General features: G+C 67.6%; 17 protein-coding genes. 8 read left to right on the top strand and 9 right to left on the bottom strand.

Translation table 11 applies throughout. The features are described 5' to 3' along the window. Positions 1–204: 204 nt before the first annotated feature. The 3 genes from trpS to EV191_RS19870 all read right to left on the bottom strand — a co-directional run bounded on the left by trpS (position 205) and on the right by EV191_RS19870 (position 4,411). Entirely contained in the window at positions 205–1,227 is a 1,023-nt protein-coding gene (gene trpS / locus EV191_RS19860; protein ID WP_132878621.1) for a tryptophan--tRNA ligase, read from the bottom strand. Between the two features lie 45 nt (positions 1,228–1,272). After that, positions 1,273–3,831, bottom strand: a complete 2,559-nt coding sequence (locus EV191_RS19865; RefSeq protein ID WP_132878622.1) for a bifunctional FO biosynthesis protein CofGH — start codon at positions 3,829–3,831, stop codon at positions 1,273–1,275. A gap of 208 nt (positions 3,832–4,039) precedes the next feature. Then, positions 4,040–4,411, bottom strand: coding sequence for a hypothetical protein (locus EV191_RS19870; RefSeq protein WP_132878623.1), 372 nt, complete (start codon positions 4,409–4,411; stop codon positions 4,040–4,042). A 168-nt stretch (positions 4,412–4,579) separates the two neighbouring features. Between EV191_RS19870 and EV191_RS19875 the strand changes: the two genes are divergently transcribed. Further along, positions 4,580–5,104: a pyridoxamine 5'-phosphate oxidase family protein gene (locus EV191_RS19875; RefSeq protein WP_132878624.1), complete on the top strand. Its 525-nt coding sequence runs from the start codon at positions 4,580–4,582 to the stop codon at positions 5,102–5,104. Positions 5,105–5,137: 33 nt separating this feature from the next. Continuing rightward, entirely contained in the window at positions 5,138–5,746 is a 609-nt protein-coding gene (locus tag EV191_RS19880; RefSeq protein WP_132878625.1) for a TetR/AcrR family transcriptional regulator, read from the top strand. A gap of 4 nt (positions 5,747–5,750) precedes the next feature. On the opposite strand, the gene EV191_RS19885 is transcribed toward EV191_RS19880, so the two are convergent. Continuing rightward, positions 5,751–6,707: a zinc-binding dehydrogenase gene (locus EV191_RS19885; RefSeq protein WP_132878626.1), complete on the bottom strand. Its 957-nt coding sequence runs from the start codon at positions 6,705–6,707 to the stop codon at positions 5,751–5,753. A gap of 183 nt (positions 6,708–6,890) precedes the next feature. Here EV191_RS19885 and EV191_RS19890 point away from each other — a divergent pair, with 183 nt between their 5' ends. After that, positions 6,891–8,057 carry an acyl-CoA dehydrogenase family protein gene (locus EV191_RS19890; RefSeq protein ID WP_132878627.1) on the top strand — a complete coding sequence of 389 codons (1,167 nt, stop codon included), beginning with the start codon at positions 6,891–6,893 and terminating at the stop codon, positions 8,055–8,057. 20 nt (positions 8,058–8,077) lie between these two features. Here the strand turns inward: EV191_RS19890 and EV191_RS19895 are convergent, their stop codons facing one another. Then, positions 8,078–8,716 carry a TetR/AcrR family transcriptional regulator gene (locus tag EV191_RS19895; protein WP_132878628.1) on the bottom strand — a complete coding sequence of 213 codons (639 nt, stop codon included), beginning with the start codon at positions 8,714–8,716 and terminating at the stop codon, positions 8,078–8,080. An 83-nt stretch (positions 8,717–8,799) separates the two neighbouring features. Between EV191_RS19895 and EV191_RS19900 the strand changes: the two genes are divergently transcribed. Continuing rightward, positions 8,800–9,708: an oxygenase MpaB family protein gene (locus EV191_RS19900; protein WP_132878629.1), complete on the top strand. Its 909-nt coding sequence runs from the start codon at positions 8,800–8,802 to the stop codon at positions 9,706–9,708. Positions 9,709–9,725: 17 nt separating this feature from the next. Here EV191_RS19900 and EV191_RS19905 read toward each other — a convergent pair whose 3' ends face one another. After that, entirely contained in the window at positions 9,726–10,136 is a 411-nt protein-coding gene (locus tag EV191_RS19905; RefSeq protein WP_132878630.1) for a PPOX class F420-dependent oxidoreductase, read from the bottom strand. Between the two features lie 97 nt (positions 10,137–10,233). On the opposite strand from EV191_RS19905, the gene EV191_RS19910 reads away from it, so the two are divergent. The 3 genes from EV191_RS19910 to EV191_RS19920 all read left to right on the top strand — a co-directional run bounded on the left by EV191_RS19910 (position 10,234) and on the right by EV191_RS19920 (position 12,219). After that, the gene (locus EV191_RS19910; RefSeq protein ID WP_243659073.1) at positions 10,234–10,992 is read left to right on the top strand and encodes an HD domain-containing protein; all 759 of its coding nucleotides are present in this window, start codon (positions 10,234–10,236) and stop codon (positions 10,990–10,992) included. Beyond that, positions 10,968–11,504: a Rossmann-fold NAD(P)-binding domain-containing protein gene (locus EV191_RS19915; RefSeq protein ID WP_132878631.1), complete on the top strand. Its 537-nt coding sequence runs from the start codon at positions 10,968–10,970 to the stop codon at positions 11,502–11,504. Before EV191_RS19910 ends, EV191_RS19915 begins: the two co-directional genes overlap by 25 nt. A 73-nt stretch (positions 11,505–11,577) precedes the next feature. Then, the gene (locus EV191_RS19920; protein WP_132878632.1) at positions 11,578–12,219 is read left to right on the top strand and encodes a LysE family translocator; all 642 of its coding nucleotides are present in this window, start codon (positions 11,578–11,580) and stop codon (positions 12,217–12,219) included. 137 nt (positions 12,220–12,356) lie between these two features. On the opposite strand, the gene EV191_RS19925 is transcribed toward EV191_RS19920, so the two are convergent. After that, positions 12,357–13,157 (bottom strand): exodeoxyribonuclease III, encoded by an 801-nt coding sequence (locus EV191_RS19925; RefSeq protein ID WP_132878633.1) that lies wholly within the window; start codon positions 13,155–13,157, stop codon positions 12,357–12,359. Between the two features lie 91 nt (positions 13,158–13,248). On the opposite strand from EV191_RS19925, the gene EV191_RS19930 reads away from it, so the two are divergent. Next, complete coding sequence (locus tag EV191_RS19930; protein ID WP_132878634.1) at positions 13,249–14,004, top strand: MBL fold metallo-hydrolase; 756 nt, start codon at positions 13,249–13,251, stop codon at positions 14,002–14,004. Between the two features lie 58 nt (positions 14,005–14,062). Here the strand turns inward: EV191_RS19930 and EV191_RS19935 are convergent, their stop codons facing one another. Continuing rightward, a complete protein-coding gene (locus EV191_RS19935; RefSeq protein WP_132878635.1) occupies positions 14,063–14,380 on the bottom strand; it encodes an SH3 domain-containing protein in 318 nt (105 codons plus the stop codon). Between the two features lie 125 nt (positions 14,381–14,505). Continuing rightward, the gene (locus EV191_RS19940) at positions 14,506–14,991 is read right to left on the bottom strand and encodes a hypothetical protein (RefSeq protein ID WP_132878636.1); all 486 of its coding nucleotides are present in this window, start codon (positions 14,989–14,991) and stop codon (positions 14,506–14,508) included. Between the last annotated feature and the right edge of the window lie 45 nt (positions 14,992–15,036).

A 15,036-nucleotide genomic window follows, 5' to 3' on the forward strand; every position in this document is an offset into this window, starting at 1 on the left:
TCGGTGCCTCCCCGCCCGGTAGGTCGCCGAGGATGGGGCGATCCCCGCATGCACGATCGGCGTCACTCTGCACGACGGTCCGCCACCCAACTTCCTGATGCTGACCGTCATGCGGTCCAAAGAGGGCAGTAAGCCGTGCGATGGAGCGAAGGCGCTGGCGGAGATCGCCTACGACCGGCTGCCGGACGCCTGAGCTAACGGCGGTTATCCAGCCGGCAGGAAACCGATCCGGTCGTAGACGGTCCGCAGCGTTTTGCTTGCCACTTCGCGGGCCCGCTCGGCGCCGGTGGCAAGGATCTTGTCCAGCTCCGCCCTGTCGTCCAGGTACCCGTCGACCTGCTGCTGGAACGGGACCACGAAATCGACAAGGACCTCGGCGAGGTCCTTCTTCAAGTCGCCATAACCCTTACCGGCGTACGCGGTGGTCAGCTCCTCGACAGCCCGCCCGGACAGCGCGGAGTAGATCACCAGCAGGTTGGACACTCCCGGCTTGCTCTCCGGGTCGTAGACGATCTCGCGGCCGGTATCGGTCACCGCCGACCTGATCTTCTTGGCCGAACGCTTCGGGTCCTCGCGCAGCTCGATGACCCCGCCAGGCACCGACTTGCTCATCTTCGCGGTTGGATCCTGCAGATCGAAGATCTTCGCGGTGTCCTTGACGATGAACGGCTCCGGCGCCCGCAATGTTTTGCCGTACCGGGAGTTGAACCGCTGCGCCAGGTTGCGGGTCAGCTCCAGGTGCTGCCGCTGGTCCTCGCCCACCGGTACCTGATCGGCCTGGTAGATCAGGATGTCCGCGGCCTGCAGTACCGGGTAGGTGAACAACCCGACGCTGACGTGATCCTCACTCTGCCTGGCGGATTTGTCCTTGAACTGGGTCATCCGCCCCGCCTCGCCGAACCCCGCGAGGCATTCCAGCACCCAGGACAGCTGGGTGTGCTCCGGCACGTGGCTCTGCACGAACAGCGCGGTGCGCGCCGGGTCGATCCCGAGCGCGAGTAGCTGCGCCGCCGAGGCCCTGGTGCGCTCGCGAAGCACCTTCGGGTCCTGCTCGATGGTGATCGCGTGCAGGTCCACGACACAGTAGAAAGTCTCGTGCGTGTCCTGCAGGCTCACCCACTGCCGCAGCGCGCCCAGATAGTTGCCGAGGTGGAACGAGTCCGCGGTCGGCTGGATTCCGGAGAGCACCCTGGGGCGGCGCGGCGGGGTTTCCTGTTCACTAGACACGCCGCTGATTCTTCCAAAGTGCACGCCACGCGCGCGTCACCAGGGTCAGGACTGCGGCACGGTTGGCGAGATCCGCTCGTAGAGCGTGCCGCGCTGCCTCGCCGGCCGACCGGCGAGCGCCGCCATCTTGGCCAGCTGCTCGACGGTGCGTTGCGAACCGTGCTCCGAACCGGCCATCCGGCTGATCGTCTCCTCCATCAGGGTGCCGCCGAGGTCGTTCGCCCCGCCCTTGAGTACGCCCGCGGTGCCGTCATCGCCGAGTTTCACCCAGGAACACTGGATATTGTCGATCCGGCCATGCAGCGCAAGCCGGGCAAACGCGTGCACCGCGCGGTTGTCCCGCCAGCTCGGCCCGGTCCGCGCCAGCCCGGCAAGGTAGATCGGCGCGCTGCGATGCACGAACGGCAGCGCCACGAACTCGGTGAATCCCGGGGCACCCGCGGCGCGCGCGGTGTCTTGCACGGCGGCCAGGGTGCGGAAATGCCCGAGCCAGTGGCCAGGGTGGTCCACATGCCCGTACATCATCGTGGAGGAGGATCGGATCCCCAGCCGGTGCGCGGTGGAGACCACGTCAACCCAGGTGGCCGCGGGCAGCTTGCCCTTGGTCAGCACCCAGCGGACATCATCGTCCAGGATCTCGGCCGCGGTACCCGGAATCGAGTCCAGCCCGGCGTCGCGTAGTTCGGTGAGCCATTCGGCCACGCTCACCCCTGCCTTGGCGGCGGCGCTGACCACTTCCATCGGAGAGAAGGCGTGTACGTGCATACCGGGCAATCTGGCCTTGATCGCCCGCACGATGTCCGCGTAGTAGGTCACCGGCAACTTGGGGTCGATGCCGCCCTGCATGCAGACCTCGGTGGCGCCGACGTCCCATGCCTCGCCGGCGCGCGTGGCCACCTCGTCGATCGAGAGCCGGAAGGCGTCGGCATCGCGCTCGCGCTGCGCGAAGGCGCAGAACCGGCAGCCGACGTAGCACACGTTGGAGAAGTTGATGTTCCGGTTGACCACGTAGGTGACGTCCGAGCCGCTGACCTCCGCGCGTAGCTGGTCGGCGAGCTCGGTCAGCTCGTCGAGCGCCGCGCCGTCCGCGGTGATCAGTGCCATGGCGGCATCGGTGTGCCGCTCGTCCAGCAACGCCGCCGGGTCCTCGGCCGCTAGGCGCAGGCCCGCATGCACGTCACCGGCCAGCCGTTCGGGGGCACCGCGCGCCGGCAGCTGGGCACGTAGCTCGACCCAGTCGCCGTACACGGTGTCGAAATCGCCGCGCCGGTCCGTGGTGCGACCGGACGAGTCGATCTCGGTGTGCAGGTCCACCCGCCCGCCGGAATCGGCCCCGCCGTCCGGTTCCTGCCAGGGCAGCCCGGCCGGCGCGGCGCCCGGTGCGGCAAGGCCGTCCGGGGCGGCCAGCGCGCGGACATGCTCGGATACCCGCGCGTCCAGCCACTGGGTTGCCGAACGCACGAAGCGCGGATACGCGGTCAACCGTTCGCGCAGTTCGAAGCCGGCTTGTTCGGTCCAGTTCCGCAGTTCCTCGATCTGCGGCCATGGCCGTTCCGGGTTCACATGATCCGGGGTGACCGGGGATACCCCGCCCCAGTCGTCGATGCCCGCGCGCAGCAGCAGCTCGTGTTCCGAGCCGACCAGGTTCGGTGGGGCCTGCACGCTCACCCCTGGCGGCAGCACCAGGCGAGCCACCGCAACCGTGGCGGCGAGATCGTGGATATCCGCGTCCGGGGTGGCGCGCATCGCGGTGTCCGGTTTCGCCCGGAAGTTCTGCACGATCACTTCCTGGATATGCCGGTACTGCTTGGCGAGCCCGCGAATCGCCAGCAGCGAGTCGGCGCGTTCGGCCAGTGTTTCGCCGATGCCGACCAGAATTCCGGTGGTGAACGGGATCCCGACGCGGCCGGCGTCGGTGATCGCCCGCAGGCGTACCGCGGGGTTCTTGTCCGGGCTGCCGTAATGCGGCCCGCCCCGTTCGGACCACAGCCGCTCGGCGGTGGTTTCTAACATCATCCCCATGCTCGGCGCGACTGGGCGGAGCCGGGTCAACTCTTCCCAGGACAGCACGCCCGGGTTGAGGTGCGGCAGCAGTCCGGTTTCCTCGAGCACGTCGATCGCGCAGGCGCGGACGTAGTCGACGGTGGTGTCGAAGCCGCGCTCGGTGAGCCATTCGCGCGCGGCCGGCCAGCGCTCCTCCGGTCGGTCGCCCAGAGTGAACAGTGCTTCCTTGCACCCCATCGCGGCGCCGGACCTGGCGATTTCCAGCACTTCGTCGCGTTCCAGGAAGGCGGCGTCGACCTTGCCCGGCACGGTGGCGAAGGTGCAGTAATGGCAGCGATCCCGACACAGCCTGGTGAGCGGGATGAACACATTGCTCGCGTAGGTGACGATGCCGTCCTGGCCTTCGGCAGCCTGGTGCGCGCCGCGTACGCGCGCCGCGATGTCGAGCAACTCGTCGAGCCACGCACCGCGCGCGTGCAGCAGTACGGCCGCCTCGGTCTGGTCGAGCGTGACACCGTCGCGGGCTCGCCGCAGCGCTCGGCGCATGGCCGAATCGGTCGGACGAGGTTCCGGCGGCGTCAGGGAAAGATCGAAAACCACGTCGTCCAGGCTATGGCGCCAACCGGTGCCCGACCAGAGGCAAATTCACCACCGCCGCCCCAGGAACCCACCAGAATCAACAGTTAGCCCGCTAAACGCGACCCGAAATCAACAGTTAGCCCGCTAAACGGACTCGGAAATCAACGGTTAGCCCGCTGAACGCGTTTTTTCAGCGCGCGGGAGGGAGCGCGGGGTGCTGGTGCGCGCCCTAGGCGGGGGTGCGGTCCTGGGGTTTACTCGCCGGTTCGGCCTGCCGGGGGATCGCGGGGATCTCCTGGGTGTGCGCGGCCGCTTCCTGCGCGCGTACGCGCTGTCGAGCCAGTGCCGTACGCCGCTGGCGAAGCAGGCCGAGCGCCAAGCCGCCGAGCCCGACGGCAACCGCGATGAGGCCAACCGGCCCGAAGACGGCGAGCGCGGAACCGCCCGTGGTTTCCGTTTCCTGCGCGCTCACCCGAATACTTGCCGAGGCGGGCGCCGCGCCGAGCACAAACAGCACCGGCACCACGGACAGCACCAGCGCGCCACGGCGCCAGACGGATCGCGCAGCTGAACGGGTACGGGCAGCTGCTCGGTAGAGCACGGAAACGCCTCCTGCGCGGATGGATCTCGTCGTCGCTCCATTCGGGCGACCTTGCTGCTACCCCGACGACCGCGAAACCTACCGAGCGTGCCAGCCGGCACTGCAACCGGGTGCCCGTACCCGCCATACTTGGCTGGTCAGCACCCTGATGAAGCAGGACAACAACGAATGGCACAGGACAAGTACGCCACCGAGGCACCATTGGCCACCGTTGCCGAGGCGTTCACCGAGATGGCCAACCGGATGGTCTACGCGACGCTGGCCACCGTGGACGGCAATGGCCGACCGCGCTCACGCATGGTGCACTCCCTCTGGCAGTGGAACGGCGAGCAGCTCACCGGCTGGGTGGGCAGCATGGTCACCCCGATGAAGCGCGCCCATCTGGCCCGCAACCCCTACGTATCCTGCAATTTCTGGGACGGCGCCGAGGTCTACGACACCTGCGTCGCGGAATGCCGCGCCGAACTACTGCTGGACGAGGAGAGTAAACGCGCGGGCTGGGAGCTGTTCAAGAACACGCCGGAGCCACTTGGCTACGACCCCGGCGCCGTGCACCCGGACTGGCAGGACGGACCGAGTTCGCCAGCCTGGGGCGTACTACGCCTCGAGCCCTGGTTCCTCCGGGTCTTTCCCGGCGAGTTCGCCCGCACCGGAAACGGCCGCATCCTGCAGTGGCGCGAACCGGCTTCCTGACCGGAGCCAACGCGGGGGACTAAGGTTGCGGCCATGCCTCGCCCGAGTGTGGAAGCCGAACGACGGGAGCAGATCCTGAGTTCGGCCTGCCGGGTGATCGCGGACAAGGGGTTTCGCGCGCTGCGCATCGCCGACGTGGCCGAGCGGACCCGGGTTTCGCCCGGCATTATCCACTACTACTTCGCGAACAAGCGAGAACTGGTCAAAGCGGCTTTCGAACACAACTTCGCGGATTCGCTACGGCGCAGGGCGGCCATCCTGGATTCCGACCAGGACGCGCTGACGAAACTGCGCGCGCTCGTGGAGGACTATCTGCCGGATGGCGCGGAAACCGTCCGGGCCTGGCATGTCTGGGCAACGCTCTGGGTGGAAGGGCTGCACGACCCCGAGTTACAGGAGCTCAACGAGCGTGCCTATGGCGAGTGGCGCAGGCTGGTGACCAGCATCGTGCGGGCGGGGCAAGCGGACGGCCAGATCGCCGATACCGATCCGGTCGAAGTGGCCAATGTGCTGGTTGGCCTGTTGGACGGGTTGGCCATGCAGGTGCTGCTCGGTTCCCGGAACATGGCGCTGGATCAGATGCGCGACACCTGCCATGCGTTCCTCGACCGCATTGTGCCGTTCACCGACCGCGTGCCGTGACCACTCAGCTCACATCGAGCAGCGTTTTGCCTACGGTCGCCCGCGATTCGATCGCCGCATGCGCATCGGCGGCCCGCTCGAGCGGGAATCGCTGACCGATCACCGGACGCAGCCGCCCCTGCGCCGCCTCGGCAAGCGCGTACTCCGTGCACGCCCGCAGGTCCTGCTGAGTTGGTTGTGCCCGCGGCATCCGCACGCCTCGTGCCTCGGCGCGCTCCTCGGGGATATCCGCCCAACTCCCGCTGGCCAGCCCGAAGCTGACCATCCGGCCGCCACTGTCAAGTAGCTCGAATGCCTCGCTGGCGAGCTGACCACCGACTCCGTCGAAGACCACGTCGACCCCGCCGACGGCCGAGCGCACCCGCCGCGACCAGTTCGGCTCCCGGTAGTCGACCACGACCTCCGCCCCCAAGTCGGCGGCCAGCTCAGCCTTGTGGGCGCCCCCGGCCGCCGCCACCACCCGAGCTCCGGTGGCGACCCCCAGTTGCACCAGCAGACTGCCCACGCCCCCCGCGGCCGCCTCGACCAGCACGCGGTCCCCCTGCCGTAGTTCGGCGAGCCGCGTCAGCATGGTCGCGGTACGGCCATCGGCGAGCAACGCGAGCGCGCTGTCCAGTGCCAACCCCGCTGGCACCGGAAACAGCGCGTCCGCCCGAACCGCCGCCCGCTCGGCGTATCCCCCTGACCCACCGGTGCTACCCACCACGGTCGCGCCGAGCAGTTCGCTCGATACCCCCGCACCGAGCGAACTGACCACCCCGGCTACCCCGTTGCCAGGAATGGTTGGCGGTGCCAGCCGCGACGGACCTTCCCCGCCCGCCCGCAACTGGGTTTCCACGAACGTGATGTTCGCGTGCGCCACCTCGACCATGACCTCGCCGGAGGCAAGTACCGGCTCGGCAGCCGCTGCTGGCACCAGTACTTCCGGTCCGCCGAAAGCCGTCAGCCAAACCGCACGCATCGCGCTCCTCCGGTCACCCGTCCTGCCGTGAGATCAGCGTGCAACCTCGAGTTTGGTCGAGGTCAACGGATGTGATCCGAAGCACCAGGAAGCGATAATTGACTGGCGCGTCAGTTATTTATTACGGTTGGCTGGCAATCGGACCGGTCCGCGCCGTCGCGGATAGCAGGAGAGGCCAGCCGCATGAACTTGCCCACCGAACTGGTGGAACTTTCCGCCGAGCAGCACAGCGTCCTCGAGCTGTGCCAGAGCTTCGCCAGCGAACAGATCCGGCCGATCGCCCGCGCCGTCGATGAAGCCGATACCGAGGTGTGCTGGGATATCTGGCATCGCGCGGCCGAGGTCGGGCTCACCTCGTTCATGCTTCCCGAGGAGCACGGTGGTGGCGGGTTCACCGATGTGTTCACCCAATGCCTGGTACAGGAAGAGCTCTGCGCGGGCGATGTGGCGATCGGCAACCTGCTGACCGCGAACGGGTTTTTCGCGCATCCGGTCCTCGAGCTCGGCACCGCCGAGCAACGCGAGCGCTACCTGCGCCCGCTCACCAGCAACAAGCCGCCGATGACCGCGCTCGCGGTGACCGAACCGGACGTCGGTTCGGATGCCGCCGGGATCACCACCCGCGCCACCAGCAACGGCGACGGCTACCTGCTTTCCGGCCGCAAGGCATGGATTTCCAACGCGGGCGCCGCCGAGCACTACATCATCTTCGCGACGGTCGATCCCGCCAAGCGCTCGCGCGGGGTCACCGCGTTCGTGGTGCACAAGGACGCGCCCGGGTTCAGCGTTTCCGCGCCGTGGCGCAAGATGGGCCAGCGCGCGCTGATCAACGCGGAACTGACGCTCGACGACGTTCCTGTGTCCACAACGGACATGCTCGGCACGGAGGGCGCCGGATTCGCTGGTCTCATGCAGACTTTCGACCGCTCGCGCACGATCCTGGCGGCCGCGGCGACCGGCCTTGCCAGGGCGGCGACCGAGTACGCGGCGGACTACGCGGCGCAGCGCACCCAGTTCGGCAAACCGATCAACCAGCACCAGGCTGTGGCCTTCCGACTTGCGGAAATGGCAACCAGGGTCGAGTCGGCGAGGTTGCTTACCTGGCGCGCAGCGCGCCGGATCGACGCCGGTCTACCAGCAAGCAGGGAGTCCGCGATGGCCAAACTGGTGGCTTCGGAGACGGCGATGTTCGCGACCTGGGCGGCGGTGCAAACACTTGGCGGCTGGGGCTACTCACGGGAGTTCCTTGCGGAGAAGTGGATGCGCGATGCCAAGCTCGAGGAAATCGAGGAAGGCACCTCGGATATGCAGCGCTTGATCATCTCCCGCGATCTCGTCAACGGGCGCTGAACTGGTTCGGGCCAGCCGGATCAGTCGACAGGCCCCTCGAACGCGAGGAAGATCTCCGCACACCGATCCACGAGATGGCTACGGTCCACGTCGAGTTCGCCGCGCAGCCAGGCGGTTAGCGTCTGCGCGAGGCCGCCGACCAGGAACTGCGCGTTCACCCGGAGCGCCGTGCTGTCGCCGATCCCATAGAAATCCCGCGCGTGCCCGCGCAGTAGGGCGGCGAACCAGTCAGCCGATTCGATCCGCCGCGCGGCGAGCACGGCGCTCCCCGGCGCGACCGCGAACAGCAGCTGACCGCGGCGCGGATCCTCAGCGATCGTGCGGATCAACACGTCCAGTCCAGCGCGCACCCGCGCGTGCGCCTCGGCGGGGGCGGCGGCCACCGCGCGCTGGGTCCGGGCCGCGAGGTCAGTGACCACCTCGTCGTATACCGCACTGGCCAGCACCGTCCGGTCGGCGAAGCTCTCGTAGAAGTACCGGGCGGCCAGTCCGGCGCGTTTGCAGACGCCCCGGACGGTCAGATTTGCCTCACCACCCTCGGCCGCGAGCAGGTCGAGCCCCGCTTCGAGTAGTTGCGCGCGCCGCCGTGCCTGCCGCTGATCACCCGCGAGGCCGTGGTAGGCGCGCAATGGCGGGTCGGCCGGTGCCGAGCTGTTCATCCGCCCATCTTGACATCACCGTGTCGCGCGCGGTTCCATATCTGCGAACGCTCGTTAGCAGATATCGTGGAAGGGGCGCCCGGATGTCGACCGCCACAGATTCCAATGACGAGCTGGCCCGATCCAACGACAAACCGGCCCAGCCCAACGACAAACCGGCCCGGCTCAACGACAAACCGGCAGGGTCCAGGCGCGAGCTGGAACGCGCGATAGTCGGAGCGAGCCTCGCGGCTGGCACGGCGAACGTGATCATGCAGCTGGCCCTACCCGGCGTTGGGTACGGCGTGGTGGAAAGCACCGTGGAAAGCGGCCAGCTGTTCCGCCACCCGAAGAAGCGCACGCGCACCACGTTGACCTACCTCGCGGTCGCGAGCATGGGCACCGACGCGGAGCGCACCGCCTACCGCAAGGCGGTGAACACCTCGCACGCCCAGGTGCGCTCCGGCGAGCACAGTCCGGTGCGCTACAACGCGTTCGACCCGAAGCTCCAGCTGTGGGTGGCCGCCTGTCTTTACCGCGGTGTGGAGGACACCTACCGAGCGTTCATCGGCCCCCTTGACCCGGAGACCACCGAGCGGCTGTACCAGGAAAGCGCCAAACTGGGCACCACGCTTCAAGTGCCCGCCGATATGTGGCCGGCCAACCGGGCCGAGTTCGAGCGGTACTGGCAGTCCGCATTGGACGAAGTGCATATCGATGACACGGTCCGCGCGTACCTCATCGACGTGATGAAACTGCGGTTCATGCCCCGCCACCGGCAGCTGGCCTTCGGCAGGCTGAGCACGTTCCTCACCACGGGCTTTCTCCCGCAACGATTCCGCGAGGAAATGCGCCTGCCATGGCGCGAGCGCGACCAGCGGCTGTTCGACGCCTTCACCACGGTCGTCCGGGTAATTGTCCGCCTACTGCCCACGCCGCTTCGCCAGTACCCCTACAACGCGTACCTCAACGATCTGCGTAAGCGCATCAAGCAGGGTCGGCGGCTGGTCTGAACCGCCGGAAGGCGCGGTCAGCCGTGCGCCCGATAATCCGCCGCATACCAGTCGTCACCCACTGGCTCCCCTGCCATGTTCCAGCTCCACGATTCGGTGGGCGTGATCCGCAGATACGTGCCCGGCCCGACCATCCCCACCCGCTCGAACGGCTGCTCGGCACGGCCGTAGATACGCAGACCGCGAACGATGAACGGGTCGAAGGAGACCATATCGTCGAACAGCAGCGCGACCTTTTCGTTGCCCGCGGCAATATTGCGGAACTTTCGAGTGCGCACCACGGTGGTTCCACCGCCCACCCAGAAGTAGGTGCCGTCGAATTCCGCGGCTACCGGCACCACGTCCGGCTGCCCTGTCGCCGCAACCGTCGCCAGCCTCGCCAACGGTTGCGAGCGCAGGTAGGTCAATTCCGCTTCGGTGAACGCCATGGGCACCGCCCTTTCCGGTCAAGTGGCCCCGAATGCCACAAACTCGACGTCGATACCGACTTGACCTCGACATTGGTTGAGGTATGAGCATAGCCACATGACATCGCTACACACCGCGACACGCGCCTACGCGACCAGCCGTGCCTCGGCGGGGTTGTCTCGACTGATGCGAGAATCGCCCTTTGTGTCACTCACCCCACGGATACCCGAAGAGCCCGCCGAGCAACTGCTCGCGGAGCTGAACCCATTGCCAACCGAGATCTCCGCCCGGCTGGGCGCGCAGCTGACCTTCCTGATCGAGGTCGACAAGCTGAAGTCGGTACTGCGCCAGTCTCCACTCGCGACCGCCGCGCGCAGAGAAAACGACGCCGAGCATTCCTGGCACCTCGCCATGATGGTGCCGCTGCTCGCCGAGTACGCCGACGAGCCGATCGACGTCGGCCACACCACGCTACTCGTTGTCGTGCACGACCTGATCGAGATCTATGCCGGCGATACACCGCTGTATGACGATGCCAGCCGAGGCAGCCAGCAGGAACGCGAACTCGCGGCTGCGGAGCGGCTGTTCGCATTGCTGCCAACCGATCAAGCGACATGGTTGCGGCGCTCGTGGGACGAGTTCGAGGCACAGCGCACGCCGGAGGCACGGTTTGCCAAGGCGTTGGATCGCCTCCAGCCGCTGTTGCTGAACTGGCTGGCCAAGGGCGGCACCTGGCATACCCCCGGGGTGACGGCGGATACCGTGCGGACGCGTACCGCCGGCATTGGCGCCGCGTCGGCGCCGCTGGGTGAGCTGGCCGAAACACTGATCACCGCGGCCGAGGAAGCTGGATGGGTTCGGCGCGGCAAGCCCTGATCATCGGCGGTACGGGCATGCTCGCCGGGTGCACCGAGCGGCTGGCCGAGCAGGGTTGGCGGGTGGCGTTGCCGAGTAGGCGGCCACGCGAACGGCAGTCGCCTGGCGTGGTCGCGGTACGGGCGGAATGGTCGGCGCCGGAACTGTTCGCCGAGCGGGTAGCCGACGCGCTCAGCGGGCCGGTCGAGTTGTTGGTCTCCTGGGTGCACACCCCGTGGCGGGAACCCGTACTACGCGCCTGCGAGCGGTTGCTCACCGAGGCGGCACCGACGGTTGAGGTGTGGGCAAGCGCGTCGGCCGACCCGGTACGGAACCGACCAGAGCCGGTGCTGGCGCGGCGAGGATGCCATCAGGTGCTGCTCGGCTTCCACCGCATGAACGGGCGAAGCCGGTGGTTGACCAACGCGGAGATCAGCGAAGGCGTGTACCTGGCGTGCCTGGCCGCCATCGCCGGCGAGGAACCGCGAGTGCACGCAGTGGGGCAACTGCGCCCGTGGAGCGCGCGGCCCTGACCGCCCGCGGGACAGTTTCCGTACGGTGTGCTGTCATCACACCGTACGGTCGGCCGCTCGCGATGGAGGTGGAATGTCCGGCAGCACGCTGCTCGCCTGGACGCTGGTCGCGCTACTCGGCGTGATAACGCCCGGCATCGACACCTTCCTGGTGTTGCGGCACACCCTGCTCAGCGGCCGCAGGGCGGGGATGGCCACCGTTGGCGGCATCGGGCTCGGCTGCGCGGTGTGGGCGACCGCGAGCCTCGCCGGGCTAACCGCGCTACTGGTCGCCTCGCGGACGGCATACGACGTCGTCCGGATCGCCGGCGCCGCCTACCTGGTTTGGCTCGGCGGCATCGCGATCTGGAAGTCGCTGCCGCGCAACCAGGCTCCCGCGAGCGGTGACGCTGAACTCACGGTCCTCACCCCGATGCGGCCGATGGTCGCCTTTCGCACCGGCATGGTGACCAACCTGCTGAACCCGAAGGTTGGCGTGTTCTACATCAGCATCCTGCCCCAGTTCATGCCGACCGGAGCCGGAGCAACCCTGTGGGGCATGCTGCTCGTCACCATCCACATCACCGCGACCTTCGCGTGGCTCCCGCTGGTGATCTGGACAGCCAGCAAAGCCAAGCGGTGGTTCCTGCGCCAACGAGTGCGCGCGTGGCTCGATCGGACCACGGCCGCCGTGCTCATCGGCGTCGGCGTCAAACTGGCGGCCAACACCCGGTGAATCGCACCCTTCGGCCGACAACCGACATCCGTTGAACCGCATTTCTTAGGGATCTTGCGGTCGGGCCGCTTCGCCACTACCAGCGCGTGCACGCAACCACCTCCTGTGCCGACTCTGCGCTGATGCGGGCTGCGATCTCACGGCCAGTCGAAGGTCGCCGTCACTGGCGCGTGGTCGGACCAGCGCTTGTCATAGCTTTCCGCCCGCTCCACGACCACCGAGGTGCACTGCTCCGCGATGCCCTGCGTCGCGCAAACCAGATCGATCCGCCAGCCCGTGTCGTTGTCGAAGGCCTTCCCGCGGTAGGACCACCAGGAGTACGGCCCAGGACCTTCCGGATCGAGGCTGCGCTGCACATCGACATAACCAGCCTCGTCGAACACCCTGCCGAGCCAGGCCCGCTCCTCCGGCAGAAACCCTGCGCTCTTCCGGTTGCCGCGCCAGTTCTTCAGATCGATCTCCTGGTGCGCGATGTTCCAGTCACCGCACACCAGCACCTCACGCCCATCGGCCGCGGCTTTGCCGCGCAGTTCACCGAGATAGGGCAGAAAAGCGGCCATGAACCGCTCCTTTTCCTCCTGCCGCTCCGTACCAACCTCGCCACTCGGCAGGTACAGACTCGCCACGGTCAAGCCAGCAAGGTCAATCTGCACGTAGCGCCCGGAGTCCGCGAACTCCGGCGTATTGAAGCCAATCTGCACCGACTCGGGCTGCTGCCTGCTCAGCACCGCCACGCCATTGCGTCCCTTGTCCGCGCAGGGCACCCAGGTCGCGTGCCAATCACCGGGTTCACGCACCTCGGCGGGTAGCTGTCCGGGCTCGGCCCGAACCTCCTGCAGGCACACCACATCGGCCGAGGTTTCGGCGAGCCACTCCAGGTAACCCTTCTTGGCGGCGGCACGCAGGCCATTCACGTTCACGGTAGACACGGTCAGCACGGTGGCCGAGGGTACTTGGCAGCACCGACGATCTTGGCGGCGCAGCCTCGAACCGCACATACCGCACGTATTCGGGGCACACTGATAGACCATGCGGCGACTCACCGTCCTCGGCAGCGGCGCGGCCTGGCCCGAAGCCGGCGGCGCGACCAGTGGATACCTGTTGGAGTACGACGGGTTCCGCGCGGTACTCGACCTCGGTTACGGCACGCTGAGCCGGCTACTGCAACGCTGCCCGGACGGTCACCTGGACGCGGTCTTCCTCACCCACGAGCACCCCGATCACTGCGCGGACATCAGCGGTTTACTGCGGCTGCGGCACTACCGAGGTATCACCGAGGAGCTGCCCGTCTATGGCACCGCGGGAACGTTCGAGCAGATCCGGCACGCGGATCCGGCGACCGCGCGCGCGGCGAACTGGGTGCCCCATGAACTACCGCAGTACAGCCGGATCGGCCCGTTCGAGTTGGAGTCCATGTCGCTGCCGCACCATGTGCCGAACGCGGGAATTCGCCTGATCGCGCCCGGGCTCGTTGTCGCCTACACGGGTGATACCGGGCCCGACCCCGCGCTGGAGATCCTTGGCGCGCACGCCGATCTGTACCTGATGGACGCCACACACGAGCAGCCTCACCCTGCCGATGGCCCGCAGCTGGTGCTCACCGCCCGGCAGGCAGCGATCTGGGCGGCAAGGGCACGAGCACACCGGCTGCTGCTCACCCACTTCTGGCCCGGTACCGATCGAGGCAGGGCCATCCGGCAAGCCCAGGAACACTTTCCCGGCGACGTTCGCGCCGCCACCGACGGGCTGGTCATCGACCTTGACCAGCGCAGATATCGCGTTTAGCGGGCTAATCGCGAATTTCAGCCGCGCGGCAAACCAGGGGCGGACCGAGCACGGCTGATCAGCGGCAGTTGCTGCCGGAGACCGCGTCCAGGAACTCCTCGGAAGCCCAGCGCTCATCGTCGAGCTTGCGGAAGCCGCCCTGCGTCTCGCCGCTCGCGGCCACTTCCTCGCCCTCCGGCAGCTGATCCACCACCGGCGCGGCGAGCTCGGGCCCGGAACGCACATTCAGCATGTCCGCCGTCACCGTGAACCGGCATTCCGCGCTGGATGCCTGCTCACTGTCGCCACCGAAGCGATCACCTCCGAACGCGGTGAGCAATACGACTCCGATCAACAAGCCAAGAACGATCAACGCTCGTTTCGGTATGCCAGCCAACTCGCACGCTCCCGGTAACGGATACAACGCACTCGGTAGGATTCTGCCGCATTTTGTCGAGCTTGCGAAGCGCCCGTCCCCAACTGCCGGCCGGGCTAGCCTTCCCGGGTGACGGCCATCGCGGCTCAGTCCAGACCAGCACCGGCCCGGAGCACCGCGGAAAGCCGCTCCGCGTTCGGATCACTGATCACGTAAGTCTTACCCGACTGGGTGGCGACCTCGACCGAGGGCCCCGCCTCGTGTACGAAGGCGCGCTTCGCGCCGCCCGTACCGTACACCCGCCGATACCCGGTACCACCGACCTCGGCCACCGAGTTGATCTCACCGAGCCGCACGTCAACGATCTCGCTCAACGCAATCACCTTCCGGAACACCGGAGGCACCGCGATAACCAGTCTGTCCGCATCCACCGTGAGCCGACCGCGGAGCAACAACGCGATCAGCGCGAACGCGATCAGCCCGCCGGCCATGATGAGCCCGAACCTGAGATCCCCCGCCACCAGCCAGATCAGCCCGCCGAACAGCACGCCGTGCCCCATGGTGCCGTACAGCGCGGCCCGGCTGCTTCGCTGCACGGGTAGCCCGGATCGGACATACCGAACGTCGCACATCAGCCTGCTCCCACCGGCCGAACCGCCACACGCCGCCAACCTCGG

The organism is Tamaricihabitans halophyticus, assembly GCF_004340875.1.
Taxonomy (GTDB): Bacteria; Actinomycetota; Actinomycetes; order Mycobacteriales; family Pseudonocardiaceae; genus Tamaricihabitans; species Tamaricihabitans halophyticus.

Coding starts and splice junctions, on each gene's coding strand:
- EV191_RS19910 (WP_243659073.1), top strand. CDS start 10,234: ATGACATCGCTACACACCGCGACACGCGCCTACGCGACCAGCCGTGCC.
- EV191_RS19875 (WP_132878624.1), top strand. CDS start 4,580: ATGGCACAGGACAAGTACGCCACCGAGGCACCATTGGCCACCGTTGCC.
- EV191_RS19885 (WP_132878626.1), bottom strand. CDS start 6,707: ATGCGTGCGGTTTGGCTGACGGCTTTCGGCGGACCGGAAGTACTGGTG.
- EV191_RS19905 (WP_132878630.1), bottom strand. CDS start 10,136: ATGGCGTTCACCGAAGCGGAATTGACCTACCTGCGCTCGCAACCGTTG.
- EV191_RS19940 (WP_132878636.1), bottom strand. CDS start 14,991: ATGTGCGACGTTCGGTATGTCCGATCCGGGCTACCCGTGCAGCGAAGC.
- EV191_RS19930 (WP_132878634.1), top strand. CDS start 13,249: ATGCGGCGACTCACCGTCCTCGGCAGCGGCGCGGCCTGGCCCGAAGCC.
- EV191_RS19890 (WP_132878627.1), top strand. CDS start 6,891: ATGAACTTGCCCACCGAACTGGTGGAACTTTCCGCCGAGCAGCACAGC.
- EV191_RS19900 (WP_132878629.1), top strand. CDS start 8,800: ATGTCGACCGCCACAGATTCCAATGACGAGCTGGCCCGATCCAACGAC.
- EV191_RS19915 (WP_132878631.1), top strand. CDS start 10,968: ATGGGTTCGGCGCGGCAAGCCCTGATCATCGGCGGTACGGGCATGCTC.
- EV191_RS19880 (WP_132878625.1), top strand. CDS start 5,138: ATGCCTCGCCCGAGTGTGGAAGCCGAACGACGGGAGCAGATCCTGAGT.
- EV191_RS19895 (WP_132878628.1), bottom strand. CDS start 8,716: ATGAACAGCTCGGCACCGGCCGACCCGCCATTGCGCGCCTACCACGGC.
- EV191_RS19920 (WP_132878632.1), top strand. CDS start 11,578: ATGTCCGGCAGCACGCTGCTCGCCTGGACGCTGGTCGCGCTACTCGGC.